This window comes from Acidisarcina sp., assembly GCA_035539175.1.
Lineage (GTDB): Bacteria > Acidobacteriota > Terriglobia > Terriglobales > Acidobacteriaceae > JANXZS01.
Genome location: DATLIY010000008.1, coordinates 576,969 through 593,403, shown reverse-complemented (window position 1 = coordinate 593,403; position 16,435 = coordinate 576,969). Strand labels below are relative to the sequence as shown.

At 60.2% G+C, this 16,435-nt stretch carries 10 protein-coding genes; 3 read left to right on the top strand and 7 right to left on the bottom strand.

What is annotated here, in order from left to right; translation table 11 throughout:
* Nucleotides 1-99: 99 nt before the first annotated feature.
* A complete protein-coding gene (gene dnaB / locus VM554_10490) occupies nucleotides 100-1,497 on the bottom strand; it encodes a replicative DNA helicase (GenBank protein HVJ08803.1) in 1,398 nt (465 codons plus the stop codon).
* Nucleotides 1,498-1,619: 122 nt separating this feature from the next.
* Here dnaB and VM554_10485 point away from each other — a divergent pair, with 122 nt between their 5' ends.
* Nucleotides 1,620-2,234, top strand: coding sequence for a nuclear transport factor 2 family protein (locus VM554_10485; protein ID HVJ08802.1), 615 nt, complete (start codon nucleotides 1,620-1,622; stop codon nucleotides 2,232-2,234).
* Between the two features lie 60 nt (nucleotides 2,235-2,294).
* On the opposite strand, the gene mnmG is transcribed toward VM554_10485, so the two are convergent.
* From mnmG to VM554_10470, 3 genes are all read right to left on the bottom strand, one after another.
* Complete coding sequence (mnmG, locus tag VM554_10480) at nucleotides 2,295-4,265, bottom strand: tRNA uridine-5-carboxymethylaminomethyl(34) synthesis enzyme MnmG (GenBank protein ID HVJ08801.1); 1,971 nt, start codon at nucleotides 4,263-4,265, stop codon at nucleotides 2,295-2,297.
* A 105-nt stretch (nucleotides 4,266-4,370) separates the two neighbouring features.
* Nucleotides 4,371-7,706 (bottom strand): TonB-dependent receptor, encoded by a 3,336-nt coding sequence (locus tag VM554_10475; GenBank protein ID HVJ08800.1) that lies wholly within the window; start codon nucleotides 7,704-7,706, stop codon nucleotides 4,371-4,373.
* A 338-nt stretch (nucleotides 7,707-8,044) separates the two neighbouring features.
* Complete coding sequence (locus VM554_10470) at nucleotides 8,045-11,323, bottom strand: TonB-dependent receptor (protein ID HVJ08799.1); 3,279 nt, start codon at nucleotides 11,321-11,323, stop codon at nucleotides 8,045-8,047.
* Between the two features lie 395 nt (nucleotides 11,324-11,718).
* On the opposite strand from VM554_10470, the gene obgE reads away from it, so the two are divergent.
* Nucleotides 11,719-12,777, top strand: coding sequence for a GTPase ObgE (gene obgE, locus VM554_10465; protein HVJ08798.1), 1,059 nt, complete (start codon nucleotides 11,719-11,721; stop codon nucleotides 12,775-12,777).
* Nucleotides 12,778-12,837: 60 nt separating this feature from the next.
* Here obgE and VM554_10460 read toward each other — a convergent pair whose 3' ends face one another.
* Nucleotides 12,838-13,185 (bottom strand): hypothetical protein, encoded by a 348-nt coding sequence (locus tag VM554_10460; protein HVJ08797.1) that lies wholly within the window; start codon nucleotides 13,183-13,185, stop codon nucleotides 12,838-12,840.
* 66 nt (nucleotides 13,186-13,251) lie between these two features.
* A complete protein-coding gene (locus VM554_10455; protein HVJ08796.1) occupies nucleotides 13,252-13,791 on the bottom strand; it encodes a thioesterase family protein in 540 nt (179 codons plus the stop codon).
* A 56-nt stretch (nucleotides 13,792-13,847) separates the two neighbouring features.
* On the opposite strand from VM554_10455, the gene VM554_10450 reads away from it, so the two are divergent.
* The gene (locus VM554_10450; GenBank protein ID HVJ08795.1) at nucleotides 13,848-15,044 is read left to right on the top strand and encodes a lactonase family protein; all 1,197 of its coding nucleotides are present in this window, start codon (nucleotides 13,848-13,850) and stop codon (nucleotides 15,042-15,044) included.
* 11 nt (nucleotides 15,045-15,055) lie between these two features.
* Here the strand turns inward: VM554_10450 and VM554_10445 are convergent, their stop codons facing one another.
* Nucleotides 15,056-15,688 carry a hypothetical protein gene (locus VM554_10445; protein HVJ08794.1) on the bottom strand — a complete coding sequence of 211 codons (633 nt, stop codon included), beginning with the start codon at nucleotides 15,686-15,688 and terminating at the stop codon, nucleotides 15,056-15,058.
* Between the last annotated feature and the right edge of the window lie 747 nt (nucleotides 15,689-16,435).

Below are 16,435 nucleotides of genomic sequence, written 5' to 3'. Positions count from 1 at the left end.
CTCGCACCTCAGCCGCGAGAGATGCAGATTGCCTCTTGGCAGGCGGGGCATTTAGCAAACAGGACTTCCAGCAACCCGAGCTTCGCCGGCCTGCTGCTGCTAGGCGTCTGGTCCTGGGTCGTGCGCGAGATTTTCAAAGCGCGTGTAGTCCGAGAGGAACGCGAGGAAGACGGATCCGGTTGGGCCGTTACGCTGCTTGGCAATGATGATCTCCGCCTTGCCCTTGGTATCCGGATCCTCTTCGCCGTTCTCGTCCTTGTTGTAGTAGCTTTCACGGTGGATGAAGGCGACGACGTCGGCATCCTGCTCGATCGATCCCGACTCGCGGAGATCGGACAGCATCGGCTTCTTGGTGCCTTCGCGCTTCTCCGAGGCACGGCTGAGCTGCGACAGCGCAATGACTGGCACCTTAAGCTCCTTGGCCAGCGCCTTTAGACCGCGAGAGACAGCGGAGACCTCCTGCGTGCGATTCTCAAAGCGCTTGCCTCCGGGGCCCGCGCTGCTGGCGGTCATCAGCTGCAGGTAGTCGATGACGATCAGGTCCAGGCTTCCCTGAATCTGCCGCAGGCGGCGCGCCTTGGCCCGCATCTCGGTAAGCGAAATGCCCGGCGTGTCGTCTATGAAGATCTTCGACTCCACCAGCTCGTCGAGCGCGTTGGTGAGCTTCTCGCGGGCGTTTCCCGCCAGGTAGCCCATCTGGATATGCCGGGTATTCACCATGGCCTGCGAGGCGAGCATGCGGCGCAGGAGCGACTCCTTCGACATTTCCAGCGAGAAGATGGCAACCACGTGGCCGCTTTTGACAGCGCAGTTCTGCGCTATGTTGATGGCCCAGGCGGTCTTGCCCATGCTGGGACGGGCGGCGATGATGATCAGCTCCGACTTCTGCAGACCGCTGGTCATGCGGTCGAAATCCTTGTAATGCGTCTCCAGGCCGGTGATCTCGCGCCCCTGCTTGTACAGGTTGTCGATGGTGCCGAAGGAGTCGCGCACGATCTCGGGAATGCCGGCAAAGCCGCTGGTGATGCCGCGTTCAGTCACCTCCAGCAGAGACGACTCGGCCGCGTTGAGCACCTCCAGCGCCTCTTCGCTCTGGTCGGCCGCGCGCGTGATGGAGTCGGTGCAGATGCCCATCAACTGCCGCAGCAGGGATTTGTCCTTGACGATGCGGACGTACTCCTCGATGGAGAGGCGCCGGGGCAAACCCTCGGTCAACGAAGCGAGATAGGCGACTCCGCCGATGGACTCCACTTCCTTGCGGCGGGAGAGCTCGTCGGTCAGCGTGACGATATCGACGGCGCGGCCGGCATCGATCAGCTCCGCCATGCGGGCAAAAATGCGACGGTGCGAGTCCAGGGAAAAGTCTTCCACGCGCAGCCGCTCGGCAGCCTCGTTGTAGGCGAGGTTATCGAGCAGGATCGCGCCGAGAATCGACCGCTCCGCATCGAGATTTGCAGGAAGACCGCGTTCGAGAGTGAAGTCCTGGGAGGTGGCCATTCGGAAAATGCCTCAAAAGAGAAGTTTAAGGGAAATAGCTGGAAATGCGTCCTGTGCGAATCAGCGTCGATAAGAGGAAAACGCGTCGGCTGGTATCATGGGAGGTGCAGTCCTACAAAAAAATGATCCATCCATTTCACAAATTCTCTCTTTTTCTCCTCAGTGCTTGTGTTGTCGCTACTCCCGCATTCGGCCAGCAGGCTCCTGTCGTCGCCGCCTCCACCACATCCCAGCCTCCTGAGATCAAGCAGATGCAGCACCTGGAAGATCAATGGGATGACGCGCTGGCGAGGCATGACCAATACGGATTGGAGCTGGTGCTCGCGCCCCAGTTTATCGACATCTCATCCGCCGGCGACGTGACCACGCGCAACCAGCAGATTGCACGGATCTTCCTGAAGGATAATGGCGCTCCGGCGAGTCTTCACCAGAAGGTCATCACGGTGCGCATGTATGGCGATATCGCGATCGTAAACGGCACCTATACGCTGCAGAAGCACGGGGAGGGTGGACCGGTGGAGGAGCGCGGGGTTTTCTCGCACGTCTTTCAGCGAGTGCGGACCGCGTGGCAGTGCATCAATTCGCAGCGAACGCTTGTGGTGGAGGAGAGCCTGACCAAGCCCAAGACCCACAAGAAGAACAGCGCCAGCAATGCCGAACTGCCCATGCATGTGCCGGGACTCTACCAGGGCTCCGAGGCGGTGGCATCCCCCGCGCCACAAGGCGCGAAGCAGTAAGCCCCAAGAGCGGCAGCCTGGGCAGGTTCTGAGCCTTCCTGCGGCTGACCATTCCGCTGCTTAAGCCTGCGTGGCCTGTTGCTTCCCCTGAATCTGGATGTAGACGTGGATCAACGTCAGCGCCGCAGGGGTAACGCCGGGGATGCGGCTGGCCTGGCCGATGGTTTGTGGGCGCACGCGCAACAGCTTCTCCTGCATCTCGCGCGACAGGCCGCTGACGGCGGTGTAGTCAAACCATTGCGGAATGACGTGCTCTTCCGCCTTCTTCAACTTCTCAATGGACTTGCGCTGCTGGTCGAGGTATCCGGCGTACTTGATCTCCGTCTCGACCGACTTGAGCTCGTTGCGCACGCTGGCGGTCAGTGCGACATCTTGCGCGCCGCCAAGCGAAGTTGCAAGTAGCGGGGCGAGCAGTTCCGCATCGGGCATCTCTGGCAGATCCTGACACAGCAGGGGGTAGAGCGCCTCGATCGTGACCTCGGGCCGCTTCAAGAGCTGGCCATACGTCTGTCCTGCAATCGTGCCCGGCAGGGAGGCTGGGAGACAGGCTGCAAGACGCTCGGGATTGACCTTACGGGTGGAGAGCATCTTCTCGAGCGCAACGGCGCGGGCCTGCTTCTGCTCGTAATCCTGCCATGCGGCATCGCCAATCAGGCCAAGACGGCGGCCATGAGAAGTCAGCCGGCGGTCAGCGTTGTCGATCCGCAGGTGGAGGCGGAACTCCGCGCGCGACGTGAACATGCGATACGGCTCATTGGTGCCCTTGCTGATCAGGTCGTCGATCAGGATTCCGGTGTAGGCCTCGGTGCGGTCAAGGGTGAAGGGCTCCTGTCCGCGCACCCACAGCGCGGCATTGATGCCCGCCATGATGCCCTGGCATGCGGCCTCTTCGTAGCCCGAGGTTCCGTTGATCTGCCCGGCGAGATAGAGCGCATCGATGCTCTTGACGGCGAGCGAACGATCCAGCTCGGTAGGATCGATGGCGTCGTATTCGATGGCGTAGCCGGGGCGCAGCATATCCGCATCTTCCAGCCCGGGGATAGAGCGCACGATCTCGTACTGCACCTCCATGGGCAGCGAGGTGGACATGCCGTTCACGTAGATTTCGTGGGTATCCAGCCCCTCCGGCTCCAGAAAGAACTGGTGCTGCGCCTTGTCCGGAAACTTCACCACTTTGTCTTCAATCGATGGGCAATAGCGCGGGCCGATGCCCTGGATCTGGCCGGAGTACATCGGCGAACGCGAGACATTCTCGCGAATAATGCGCAGCGTCTCGGGCGTCGTATATGCGATGTGGCAGGAGATCTGGCGTTGCCGAATCTCCTTTGTTCGGAAGCTGAAGGGCGTGGGATCGGCGTCCCCGGGCTGCTCCTCGAAGCGGCTCCAATCAATCGTGCGGCCATCGAGGCGGGGCGGGGTTCCGGTCTTGAGACGGCAACCACGCAGGCCGAGACGCTTGAGTGCCTCGCCGAGCAAAACGCTGGGCGGCTCGCCGCTGCGGCCTGCCGGGTACTGCTGTTCTCCGCAATGGATGAGGCCGTTCAGAAAGGTGCCGGTGGTGATGATGACAGCATCGGCGAAGAGTGTGCGGCCATCCCGCAGGCGCAGGCCACGAACACGGCGCGGAGATACAGTCTCATCCATCACCAGATCGGTCACTTCGGCCTGCTTGATGGCGAGGTTGGGCTGCGACTCCAATACCTGGCGCATGTGGTTGCGATACTGCTGCTTGTCGCACTGGGCGCGAGGCGACCACACCGCCGGACCACGCGAGGTATTCAGGAGGCGGAACTGGATGCCGACCGCGTCGGCCACCTCACCCATAATGCCGCCGAGGGCATCGACCTCGCGAACGAGGTGCCCCTTGGCAATGCCGCCAATCGCGGGGTTGCAGGACATCTGCGCGATGAGATCGAGATTCAGCGTGATAAGCGCCGTGCGCAGCCCCATGCGGGCAGCAGCCATCGCCGCTTCGCAGCCAGCGTGACCGGCTCCGACAACAGCGACCTCGTATTGTTCGGTAAATGCCATGCGTATGGTTCATTTTAGAGCATCGGCGCTGGGGGATTTGCGCCAGCTCCGGGCTAAAAGACAGAGCGGCGGCCGAAGCCGCCGCTCTGGTTGAAACTGCAAGGTTTAGAAGTTGAGGCGCGCCGCAATCTGCACCTGACGCGGGTTGTAGGTGTAGTTGGAGTTCGCGTTCTGGTAGCTGCCGAAGGTGGGGTCGAAGGTCAGCGTGGGCGCAGCGGCGGTGCCGCCGATGGTGTATCCATGAGTGCTGACCACTGTAATGTTCTGGTGATTCAGCGCATTGAACAGCTCGCCGAAGAACTCAACATTCATCTTCTCGGCGATGGCTATCCGCTTGGAGAGCCGGAAGTCCAGAACGCCTGTGCGGGGATTGTTATAGGAGTTGCGTAAACCCGGGAGGCGGGATACGCCCGTGCCGAGCGGGCCTGAGTTTGCGCTGCCTGCCGCGCTGCCCGTAGCACTGAGGGTAAATGGCAGGCCGGACTGCGCCTGGAAGATGGGCGCGAGCGTCCAGCCATTGGCCAGATATCGCTTAAGTCCGCTTACCTGGAAAGCAGGCTGGTAGACGGCGTTGAAGACGAAACGGTCCCGGACATCATTGTTCGACGAGGCGTAATCCGCGCGGGGATTCATGGGATCAAGCGGGCTGTTGAAGGGAGAGCCTGTGCCGGTGTACTGGTTGAAGTCCATCGACTTGGCCCAGGTGTAGTTGGCCGTGAACTGAAGCTGAGAGGTAAACCGGTGCTTTACCTCTGCCACCATCGCGTTGTAGCTGGAGTTGACATTGCTGATGACGTCGATGATGCCCGCGTAATTCGGGTTGGGGCGGTTCTTATTGGTATAGAGCTTGTTGGTGACGAGGGAGCCAGCGGGCAAGGGACCGGCCTTGGCGCCGCGATACGGGCCAGCGGCCTGGCCGACAACCGTATAGGTAATGGTAGAAACCGAGGAGGTATCGAAATTGCGGTCGATACCGTTGATGAGTTCCCGTCCGAGGCTGCTGACGTAGCTGACGGAAAGGACCGTGTTCCAGCCAAGATCCTGTTCCACCGCGAAGTCGATCTCGTGAATCTGCGGGGCCTGGAAATTCTTGTCGAAGTAGGCAATCTGCAGATTGGTCGGGCTCTTCGGCGGCGCGCTGAAGATGTTCGGGAAGGAGGGTCCGCCCGTTGTGGGAGTGAAGCGCGGGAAGCTCTGTTGCCCCTTGGGGCTGCCCGACGCGATGTAGGTGGTGAGGACGTTGGAATTGATGATGCGGCCGTAGTACATGCCATATCCGCCACGAACCACCGTCTTCCCTGTGCCGAAGACATCCCAGGCAAATCCGACGCGCGGACCGATGTTGTTCTTGTCGTCGGGCGACTGGGAGGTGAGGCGGTTCATCGGTATCCCTGCAAGCATTCCCGTTGTTGCCGCCGAGGTATCCGGATTGGGCACGAACTGCGAAGGTATGCTCTCGTACTCGTACCGGAGGCCGAGATTCAGCGTCAGGCGAGGCAGAATCTTCCAGTCGTCTTCGGCATAGAAGGCATAGTCCTTGGTGTTGAGCTGGAAGGCGGTGGGTCCAAAATTCTGCACGTAGGCGCTATAGGTGCCGACGTAGTTGGACGGACCAAGGCCCTGCGTGGCGTGGTAGTAATCCGACAGGTAATCCCCGATGAAGTTGTAGGTATAGCCGCCGTTCTCGTTGTAGAGGTTGTTGATGTAGTCGCCCACGTTGTTGAAGTCGACGCCGAACTTGAAGTTCTGGTTTCCCCGCAGGACGCTGACCGTATCGGCAAACTGGGTTCGCCGCTCATCCGGATAAGCCTTGCGCTCAAGGAAGAGCACCTTGCCTATCTGGAAGCCTGCACTGCCATCGATCGCAATATTTGCCGGCCGGCCAAATGGGTTGCTGGTAAAGGGCTGCTCATATGCCGTCGGCGCCTGGCTGATCTCGTATTCGAAGTCGCGGCCATATTGAAAACGCGCTTCGTTGAGGATGGAGGGAGTCAGTATCGACTCCAGCTTCGCAACTCCCCAGTCTTCCTTCACATAGTCGCTACCAAAGCTGGCTTTGCCATAGGTATTGGAGCTTTGCGTCTGGATGCCAGCGGGGGAGGACCAGCGAATGCGGTTGTACTCAATCGAGGCATGGTTTTTGGAATTGACCTGCCAATCGAGTTTCGGGAAGTTCACCATCTGATCGCCAGTACGTGGAACGGCGCCAAGAGTGCCCGCGGCCAACCCGGCTATGCCCTGCACGTCATAGGTAACAGCCGTTGCGTAGCTGCTCAATTTCAGCTTGGTATAGAGCTGGCACGCATCCTTGCTGGCCTGGTACTGCGGGTTGCCGGAACCGCCGAAAGCCGCGGCCGAGCTGCCGATGTTGGAGCAGGTAACTCCGGTGGGAAGAGTGGCTACAGGCTGCGCAAAGAAGGCCGATGGTGTACCTACCTTGGCGGTGCCGGGAAAGTTCCGCTTCGATTGGTCGTATGCATAGAACCAGAAGAGCCTGTTCCGCAGAATGGGTCCGCCCACGCCAAAGCCCCACTGCTTGCGCCAGTCCTTGGGCTTGTAGACGTTGGTGGAGAACGCCCCTGTGGTTGGATTCTGCGTGGTCAGCGTGGTATAGCCGTTCTTAGTGCCCCACGCATTGTCCCGGTCGCGAAAGAATGCCTGACCGTGGAGTTCATTAGTGCCGCTCTTGGTGACGGTGTTGATCACGCCACCGGCAGCGCGGCCATACTCCGCGGAGTAATTCGAGGTGTTCACCTGGAACTCCTGAATTGCCTCTTCGGAGGTGGAGTATTGCAGACGGGTGCGGCCGCGCTCTTCAGAAAAATATGCCTGATTATTGTCGGCGCCATCCACGGTTACGTTGTTGAGCAGTGCCGAGACACCACGAAAACTGAGCAGGCCAAAACCGGACGAATCGCTGACCACGCCCGGCGTCAGGATCGCGAAGCTGGACCAGCGGCCACCATTGATCGGGAGGTTATCAATCTGTTTGGTGTTGATGGTGGAGTTGAATACAGCGGAGTCCGTGTTGATGACCGGCGCTTCGCCACTCACCGTTACGGTCTGGCCGGCACTTCCGATTTTGAGATGGGGCTGCAACGAAGTGGTGAGCCCGATGGAAACGATCGTGTGCTCGGCTGCGTAGTCCGCAAAACCCGGCGCGCTGACCGTGACGAGGTAGGTTGCGGGGTTCAGATGAATCATGCGGAAGTAGCCATTCTCATTGGTCGTCGTGGTCGTCTCAGCATTGGTGCCTTCATTGCGGATGACGATGGTGGCCTTGGAGATGGCAGCGTTGTGTTGATCGAAGACAGTGCCGTCAATCGCGCCGTCCGTGGTGGACTGGGCACTGGCGGGAGTGGAGAGCACGAGGGGGAAAGCGAGAAGAATGAGAACGAGGATGAAAACGGGGGTAAAGCCCAGTCGGAAACGATGCATCATCTGGATCTCCTTAAGCAAGCACTTGCGGGGATACCGTTGATTGACATGGATCGGCTTTCATCCGATCTACGGGGATCTTGAAAGCCATTGAGGGGGCAGTCTACCTGTGACAAATTCAGTAAATTCAGGAATGCGTACGACAAAACGAATGGAAACAGCGATAACTCACAGTGAGCAGATTCTGTTTTTTTGACGTACACGCGAACATTGCCACAGGAGCTTTAAGTTGCCGTGAAATCCACGTTGAAGGAATATGAATGGCGACCTGCTACAAAAACGTCCCACAAAAACGCCACACACGCCGCCGCTTACTGGAGCCGCGCGCTGTGCTCCTGGCTTTAGAAATGGAGGCGTAGGGCGAGTTGCATTTGCCGCTCTCGCAGCAGGGTGGTGCTGTTCGCGTTGGTCACGCTGCCGAATCCGGTCAGGTACGTCATCCGCGGCATGGAGAACGGCCCGGAGGCTCCGTTGAGGACATAGCCGGCGGTATCCATGTGGCTGGCGTTTCTGTGATTCAGGAGATTGAAGGACTCCGCCATAATCTCCAGGCTGAACTTCTCGCTCAATCGGGTGCGCTTGGAGGCACGCAGATCGATGCCGAAGGTTGCAGGGTAGCGGAAGGTGTTGCGTCCCACCTCTGCCAGCCGGTTATCTCCGCCGGAGCCATTGATGCTGGCGCCGAGGCCGCTCACCGTTTCAATGCGGCTCAGGCTGTCGATGACCTTGACGGAAGGCACCGATCCGATGGTTCGCATGGTGTAGGGCAGGCCGGTCTGGATCTGCGCCACGGGCGCGAGCGCGTAGCCGTTCGCGAGCATCCCCTTCCAGCCATGCGCCTTCCACGGCGAGGAGAAGACGGCTCCTCCGGTCAGGCGCTGCCGCACATCGAAGCGCGAGGTTCCGTACTCCAGGCTGAAGTTTCGCGGGTCGAGAACATCGTTGCCATCGGCAAAAGGACTCTCATTCTGGTTGTAATCGGTGGCGTGCGAGTAGGTGTAGTTGGCGTGGATCTGGAGACTCCGCTGCATGCGATGGTTGAGGCGGACGAGGACTGCCTGGTAACGCGAGTTGGTCTCAGAAAAAATGCTGGTGACCTGCTGGTATGCCGGATTGAGCCGGTGGGTAAAGAAGGGTGCGATATAGGTGGCGCTCTTGATGGGGCCGCGACCGGTAGAATCCGAAACCTGGTAGGTGATGCTGCCCACCTGTGTGAGATCGATGTTGGCATCGACAAAATTCGGGAGCTCCCTGCCCAGACTGGCTAAGGCACTCACGGAGATGCTGGTGCCGTGCCCCAGCGATTGCTCCAGAGACAGCTCGGACTGATGGATCTGGGGATTCTGGAATCGGCGGTCGAAGAAGACAGCGTTGGGCGCGACGCTGACCGCGGGAGCGGTGCCGAAGGAATACGGGAAGGGCGGTGCGCCAACGCTGGTGGGACGGAAGTAGTAGCTGCGCTGCGCATTGGCGGAGCCGGTGCTGGTCAGCGCCGCGAAGGCCGTCGAGTTGACGATGCGTCCGAAGTAAACGCCATAGCCGCCGCGAAGAACCGTGCGTCCGGAACGGGTCAGATCCCAGGCGAAGCCAAAGCGCGGACCGAAGTTGTTGCCGTCGTGAGGCAGCGATGCGGTCTGCGGGAAGTCAGGGTTGACCAGGTTTTTTTGCGTGTTGGGGAGCTGCTCATACTCATACCGCAGGCCCAGCGAGAGCGTGAGTGAGTGGCCGGCCTTGATTTCATCCGTAAAGAAGACAGCGTAATCCGCGCTGGAAAACTCAAAGATGGCGGGGCCAATGGCCTGCGAGAACCACGAATAGCAGGGCAGATTTCCCAGCCCTGTTCCGGCGGCGTCGCAGTGGTTTGGCGCGAGCAGATCGGCGGCAAAATCGAGGACGTTGGTGTAGTTGTACGTCCCTGTCTGGTTGCGCAGGTTGTTGCTGTAGTCGTTGACGTGGTTGTAGTCGTATCCCAGCTTGAAGACGTGGCTGCCATCCACCCAGGTGATGGTGTCGATCAACTGGTTGCGGCGCTCGTCAGGATACGCAACGCGGTCGAGATATGCCGGCTTGCCGATGGTGAAGCCATTGCTGGAGCCGGCGATGGAGACCTGCGGCGGCCGGCCCCACAGGTTATGCGAGAAGGACTGCTCAAAGGGGGTGGGCTGCTGGCTCATCTCCGACTGAAGATCGCGCCCGTACTGGTAGCGGACTTCGTTCACCATGTTCGGCGTCAGGAAGAAGTTCCACCGTGCGATGACCCAGTCGCCACGGGCGACATCGTTGCCGAAGCTGGTTATGCCATAGCTCTGGGAAGGCTGCGTCTGCACCCCGGCTGGCGAATCCCAGTGCAGGTGGTTGTACTGCACGGTCAGGTGATTCCGATCGCCAATCTGCCAGTCGATCTTGGGAAAGAAGACCGTCTGGCTGGAGGTGCGAGCCACCAGCCCAAGCTGTCCGGCAAGACTGTCCAGCACGGCGTTGTAGTTGGTCCGGGCGGTCTGCGTGTCGGTACGGGTGCGTGCGCCCAGCATCTGCAGGCTCGCCGCGCTCGGCATGGCAAAGAACTTGTCCGGGTGCAGCGCCCGCGCAATGCCGGGGAAGTCCCGGTAATGCTGGTCATAGGAGACGAACCAGAAGAGCTTATTTGCCCGGATGGGCCCACCGACCCCGATGCCGCCCTGGTAGCGCATATCCCGCGCCTTATATGGAACCGTCTGGTAGACTCCCGGAGCTGTCCGGGTGGTAAGCGTGGTGAAGGGGTTGCGCGCGCCCCAGTTGCTGCTGCGGTCGTAGTAGAAGACCTGCCCATGCAGCGTGTTGCCGCCGGAGCGGGTGACGGTGTTCACGACGCCACCTGCTGCGCCACCAAATTCGGCGGAGTAGTTCGAGGCATTCACCTGGAACTCCTTGATCGCCGATTGGCTGGTGGAGTAAGCGACGCGGGTTCGGCCGCGCTCCTCCGAGAAGAAGGCCTGGTTGTTATCCGCGCCGTCGATCACGCTGTTATTCAGCAGGGGGCTGGTGCCATGGAAGCTGACCAGGCCGTAGCCATTCTCATCGGGCACGGCGGCCGGGGTCAGCAGGGCAAAGTCCGACCAGCGGCGGCCATTGGAGGGCAGTGCGTCGAGCGTTGCCTGGTCGATATTGGTGGCGACGGAGGAGTTGGTCACGTCCAGCCGCTGCGCCTCGCCATGCACCGTTACAGCTTCGTGCGGGCCTCCCACGTACAGGCTGAGCGGCAATTCCGTCTGGCGGCCTAACTGCACGACACACGTGGCGCTGGTAGGGGCGAATCCGGGGCCGTCTACCTGGACGGTGTAGACACCGGGGTCGAGTTGCTCCAGCCGAAACTGCCCTTCGGCATCGGTGCGCGTCCAGCGCACGGCACCAGTCGCCTGGTTGCGAGCCTCGATACGTACCCCAACGACCAGCCTGCCGAAGGCGTCCGTGACCGAGCCGCCCACGGAGCCGCTGGCCGGGGATTGCGCCAGGACCCGGCTCCCCAGGAGCAAAAGCATACCCAGCGCCAGCCCGAGGCAAAGCAGGGGGCGGCCCATCCACAGGGGTGCGATTTTCCGCGCTGCTCGCGGGTCACTCAATCGCGCAGGCAGTTGCGCCATACAAAAAATCCTCAATCAGGCCCGTGGGCTGCGAGAGGCAGGTCGGCCGGAAGATTTGCTTTCGATCCAGCCCTCAATGGTCGGCATGGGGCGGGTATCGATACGTTGGTTTCATCTTTAGGCGATACGTGACTTCGGAAACGGTACTGTCGCAAATCGATACATCATTGGGCGCAGACCGGGCACCGTCTCCAGTGAAGAACGCATCGGAAAGTCAGGGATAAGTGCCTGCAGGATACCCCATCCAAGGCTGCGTCCCCTAGAAATCTTTTGGGAAGGGGTGGAAAATTCGCCCTGAAATCCCGCTTGGCGTGGCGCACGCATCGAGCCTGAGGCGCACCTGGCTCCCTAGCGCGTTGACGTTCGTGTGTCCATTCGCCACACTGAAAGGACATATGTTTATCGATGAGGCAAGAATCCGGATAAAGGCAGGCGACGGCGGGAACGGCTGCATGGCCTTTCGGAGAGAGAAGTTTGTACCGCGTGGAGGCCCCTCGGGCGGCGACGGCGGCCGGGGCGGCGATGTCATCATGGAATCCAGCAACCGGCACAACACGCTGGTGCACTTCCGCTACAACCCCGAGCACAAGGCGGAGCGCGGCGAGCACGGCATGGGCTCCAACTGCACCGGCAAGGACGGCGAGGATGTGGTGCTGCGGGTACCGGTCGGCACCTCGCTCTATGACGAGGAGACAGGCGAGTTGGTGCACGACTTCAAAGAGCCGGACGAGCGCGTCATCATTGCACATGGCGGGCGCGGAGGGCGGGGAAACCAGCACTTTGCCACGCCGGTGCACCAGGCTCCGCGGGAGCACGAAGAGGGACGTCCGGGCGAGGAGAAGAACTACCGCCTGGAACTGAAGCTGCTGGCAGATGTCGGGCTGGTGGGTTTCCCCAACGTCGGCAAATCGACGCTGATTTCACGCATCTCGGCGGCCCGGCCAAAGATCGCCGATTACCCCTTTACCACGCTGCAACCGAACCTTGGCGTGGTGTCGATCGGGGAGCCTCCGAACGAAGACAGCTATGTGGTCGCCGATATTCCGGGCCTGATCGAGGGAGCCCATCAGGGCGCCGGGCTGGGGATGCAGTTTTTGCGCCACATCGAACGCACGCGGGTCCTCGTGCACCTGGTGGATGTCTCCGACGGCAGCGGCAGGCCCGATCCGGTGGAAGACTTCAAGGTGATCCAGAAGGAGCTGGAGAGCTTTGGCCACGGGCTAGACGAGAAACCGATGCTGGTGGTCGCTTCCAAGGCCGACGTCGCCAACCCTGACAAGCTCAAGAAGCTGCAGGCCATGGCGAAGCGGAAGAAGCTGGAGTTCTATGCCATCTCCGCCGTGACCGGCGAGGGCGTCGAAGCCCTGAAGTACGCCATTGCCAAACGCGTCTTTGCCCTGCGCGAAGCCGAGTTTGCGGCGGCAAAGCCCACCCTTCCTGCCTTCGAATACTAGGGCTGGGAGAAGGCAGAGGAACGCTGGAGCGGAGCGGATTTTCTCACTCGGTGGATTTCCTCAGTCGTTGGGATCGCGGCTGAGGAAGAGCTGGGACATCGTGGTGATGATGTCGGTCGAGGTACGGCTGGAGTCCTGGTTCGGGTCCATGGAAAAGGTAGCGCGCACCTTGATCATGGGGCAGCGTTTGTAGGCGTAGACGGCCTGGTTTCGAAACGCATCTTGATGCGTGATCTTGAATCTCTTCTCAAGATCGCCTCTCTTCATCCCCACCCTGATACCGCTGATGTCGTCGAGCGCCCGTTGGATGAGGGTGCAGCCGGGCGCATTTGCGGCTTGACTTCGGGAAACCGCCGGGGAGGCTGCCAGGCTAAGAACCAGAGGGACTAAGATCGCCAGTCTCCGCATACAGAATCTCCTACGAGGAAGTAACGGCCTGCCGCGATGGGGACTTCGGTTCTATTTTCGTACGCTTCACTGACTTTGCAGCTTGTCGCGCGTCAGGGCGTTCCACTGCGCCAGAGAGTCTGGCATGGGTGGAGATGCCTGACCGCTGGAGACGGCATCGACAATTGCCTGTGGCGCGACGTTGACGTTGCGGGCGCGGAACAGCGCCTTGACCCAGGCGACGGCAGCTAACCCCTCGCGAAAACGGAAGCTCTGCTCCATATAGAACCAGCGCTCGTCCCAACATAGGATGCGGCTGGAGAGGTGGAAGGGCGTAAAGAGGGGCAGGGAGCGCCGGTAGGTAACAAAGACCGAGCCGACCAGCGGCTGCCAGCGCTGCGCTACGGCCTGCTGGAGCACTCCGGTAGCGGCGGTCAGGTGCATCCGGCCATAGTCCATGCAACTGAGAAAACGGGAATTGTTCAGGTGGAAATTGAGATCGATATCGTTGGGCCACACGCGCATGCGGACGAGATCTTCGTCGAGCACTCCGATGCGTGGCAGGGGACGGAGATATTGGCGGATTCCGAGCAGCGGAATTCGCACGAAGCTGTTGATGTGGGCCATAGTAGGGACAGCGATCGATTTTGATTCTAGACCGGGCGAGGAAAGGGTAGGAACACATGGCGGATTGGGACGAGAAGCAAGGCATGCGCGGGGAGCATGAGATTTCGCGGAGACGGGTTGTGGCCGCGGCAGTGCTGGCTCCCCTGGCCGCACGGGGATGGCTGGTAGAGGCTGCCACGGCGGGCGAGCGCAGGATTCTGCTGGTTGGTACGCAGACAACCGAAGGCAGCAGGGGCATCTACTCCTACCGCTGGGATGCAGCAAAGGGCGAGATGGAGGAGCAGGTGCTTGCCGCCGAAGTGGCGATGCCGACGTTTGTGGCGCTGGCTCCGGGCGGAAGGCATGTGTACTGCACCAACGAACTGGGCGAAGGGCTGGGCGGGGGACCGGGCAAGGTCACGGGCTTTCGCCTGGATCGTGCGACGCGCAAGCTGACCGAGATTAACGCGGTTTCCTCTGAGGGGGCGGCACCGTGCCACGTGGCTCTGGATCGCACTGCCCGCGCCTTGTTTGCCGCGAACTACTTCGGCGGCAGCGCAGTCTCCTTCCGGGTGGGGAGCGATGGGCGGCTGAGCGATGCGGTGGAAGATGTGAAATACACGAAGCACGGACCGAACAAAGAGCGGCAAGATACCGCCCATGCGCATCGCGTGACGGTATCGCCGGACAACCGTTTTCTGCTGGTGAATGATTTGGGCGGGGACGCGATCCATATCTACCGCCTGGATGCGGCAACGGCGAAGCTCACGCCTAACGATCCGCCGCAGTGGAAAGCAACGCCCGGTTCCGGTCCCAGGAGCCTGCGCTTCCACCCCAACGGACGCTGGGTTTACGACATGAATGAGCTGGACCAGACGGCGGAGCTGCTGGAATGGGACGCAACGGCGGGCACGCTGACCTCGCGGCAGAGGGTACAGCTGACTCCGGATGGACCGGATGCGTCATCTACCGCTTCAGAGAGCGCGATTGACCGTCGCGGCGAGTTCGCCTACTTCGCGGTGCGCGGGATCGATAGCCTGATCACCTGCAGCATCGACGCATCCACGGGCAAGCTGACGGTGCTGGACCGGAGGCACTGCGGAGGCAAGAAACCGCGTCATATCGCACTCGATCCCTCCGAGCGCTGGCTGCTGGTTGCGAATGAGATATCAGGGAATATCGCGGTCTTCCGTCGCGACTTGAAAAGCGGCAAGTTGAGCGAGTCTGGCAAAGAATTCGCCATCAGCAAACCGCAATGCCTGGTATTTGCTTAGAGAAAAATTTTCTAGAGCTGACTGAGGAGGAAGCAGACCCGTCCGATCACGTGATCGGACGGCGTTTCATTGGCCCCCAGTTCCACGAGAACGACGGGATACGCGGGGCTGTGAGGCCGGAGGACGAGGCGGTTGGATTCGAACTCGAGATAGCGAATGACGAGTGAGTTGGCATATTGCACGGCATAGAGTGTGGGCCGGGCGGGGTGATAGCGGAGGAGGGAGTTGTAATGGCGGTCAATGACGGCTATCGACTCCGACGTGAGAACCGGCTCCATGGGGGAAGCCTGCAGCGAACTGAGGCGGATGGCGACGAAGCGGAGCCAGCCTTTGCGGGAATTCGCGCGGCGCGAGCGGAAGCTCTGCAGTATGCCTGAAGGAATATTCAGCACATCGAGCACAGAGTGCGGTGGAACTATCTGGCTGGTGAGAGCGGTGGTGGAGGAGACGAGCGGCACAGCATCGTAATTCGTCTCAGCACAAGCAGCCCGGCGTGCAAGCAAGAACTGGTCGGGCATGAGATCGGCGATGGTAAGGAGCTGGGACTGTAGAACGCGATCAAGTCCTTCGAGGCTGAGGACACGCTTCCTGCGAAGAAAATTTGAGATGTGGGCCTGGCCAAACCCCGTTTGACGCGCAAGCATGGTCCCTGTGAGGAAACCTCGCTCAATCCGCCGAACAAGTTCGAGTCGAAGGCGTTCATGGAGCTGAGAAAAATTCATGTGTGGAAAGTTGCCAGACAGCGATAGATCGGGGCGAAATGGTATTCCAGGCAGAAATGCAATATTGACAGTTTTCTTTGAAACCGTGAGGTTCTGGCAAATGCGGGACCGACCTCTTTTGGTTTTTCTACCAAGGCATGTTGATGATCCAGGTTCGTGCCTTTACATTGCGACTACTTTCCAAATGTTGGAACGCGAGAGCTGACCAAGTCCAGTAGATTACCAACCGATTCGAGCACATACGGAGGAATTGCATTTTCTCCGATTCCTGTGTGCCTGAATTTCGGCGTTTTCTCTGGCTGGGGCGCGCTGTTCGACGAACCATGGGGAGCCGTTATTTTGACAGAGACAGGTTGTCTCCGTAATGGAAACAGCATTCCCAGCGATCTGTGAGCCAATAACGAATGGAAACGAACGGAAGAATGATCACCGGAGTGGAGCTGAGCCGACAGATGCTGAGCCAAGCCGGTGGGACTTCCACTGCCCTGCGAACGCCAAAGCATTTAAAAAATAGTCCGCAGGGGAATGTATGCCTTGGAGAAAACCATAGTGTATTTCAGCGTGCAGTTAAAAGTGTGTGAGGGGTGCGGAAACCTCTGGTTCCGTTCCGAACAGGCAGGTGTTTATTGCAAGGGATGTGTGCGGAAGCTCAAAGACTTTCCCGCGCCT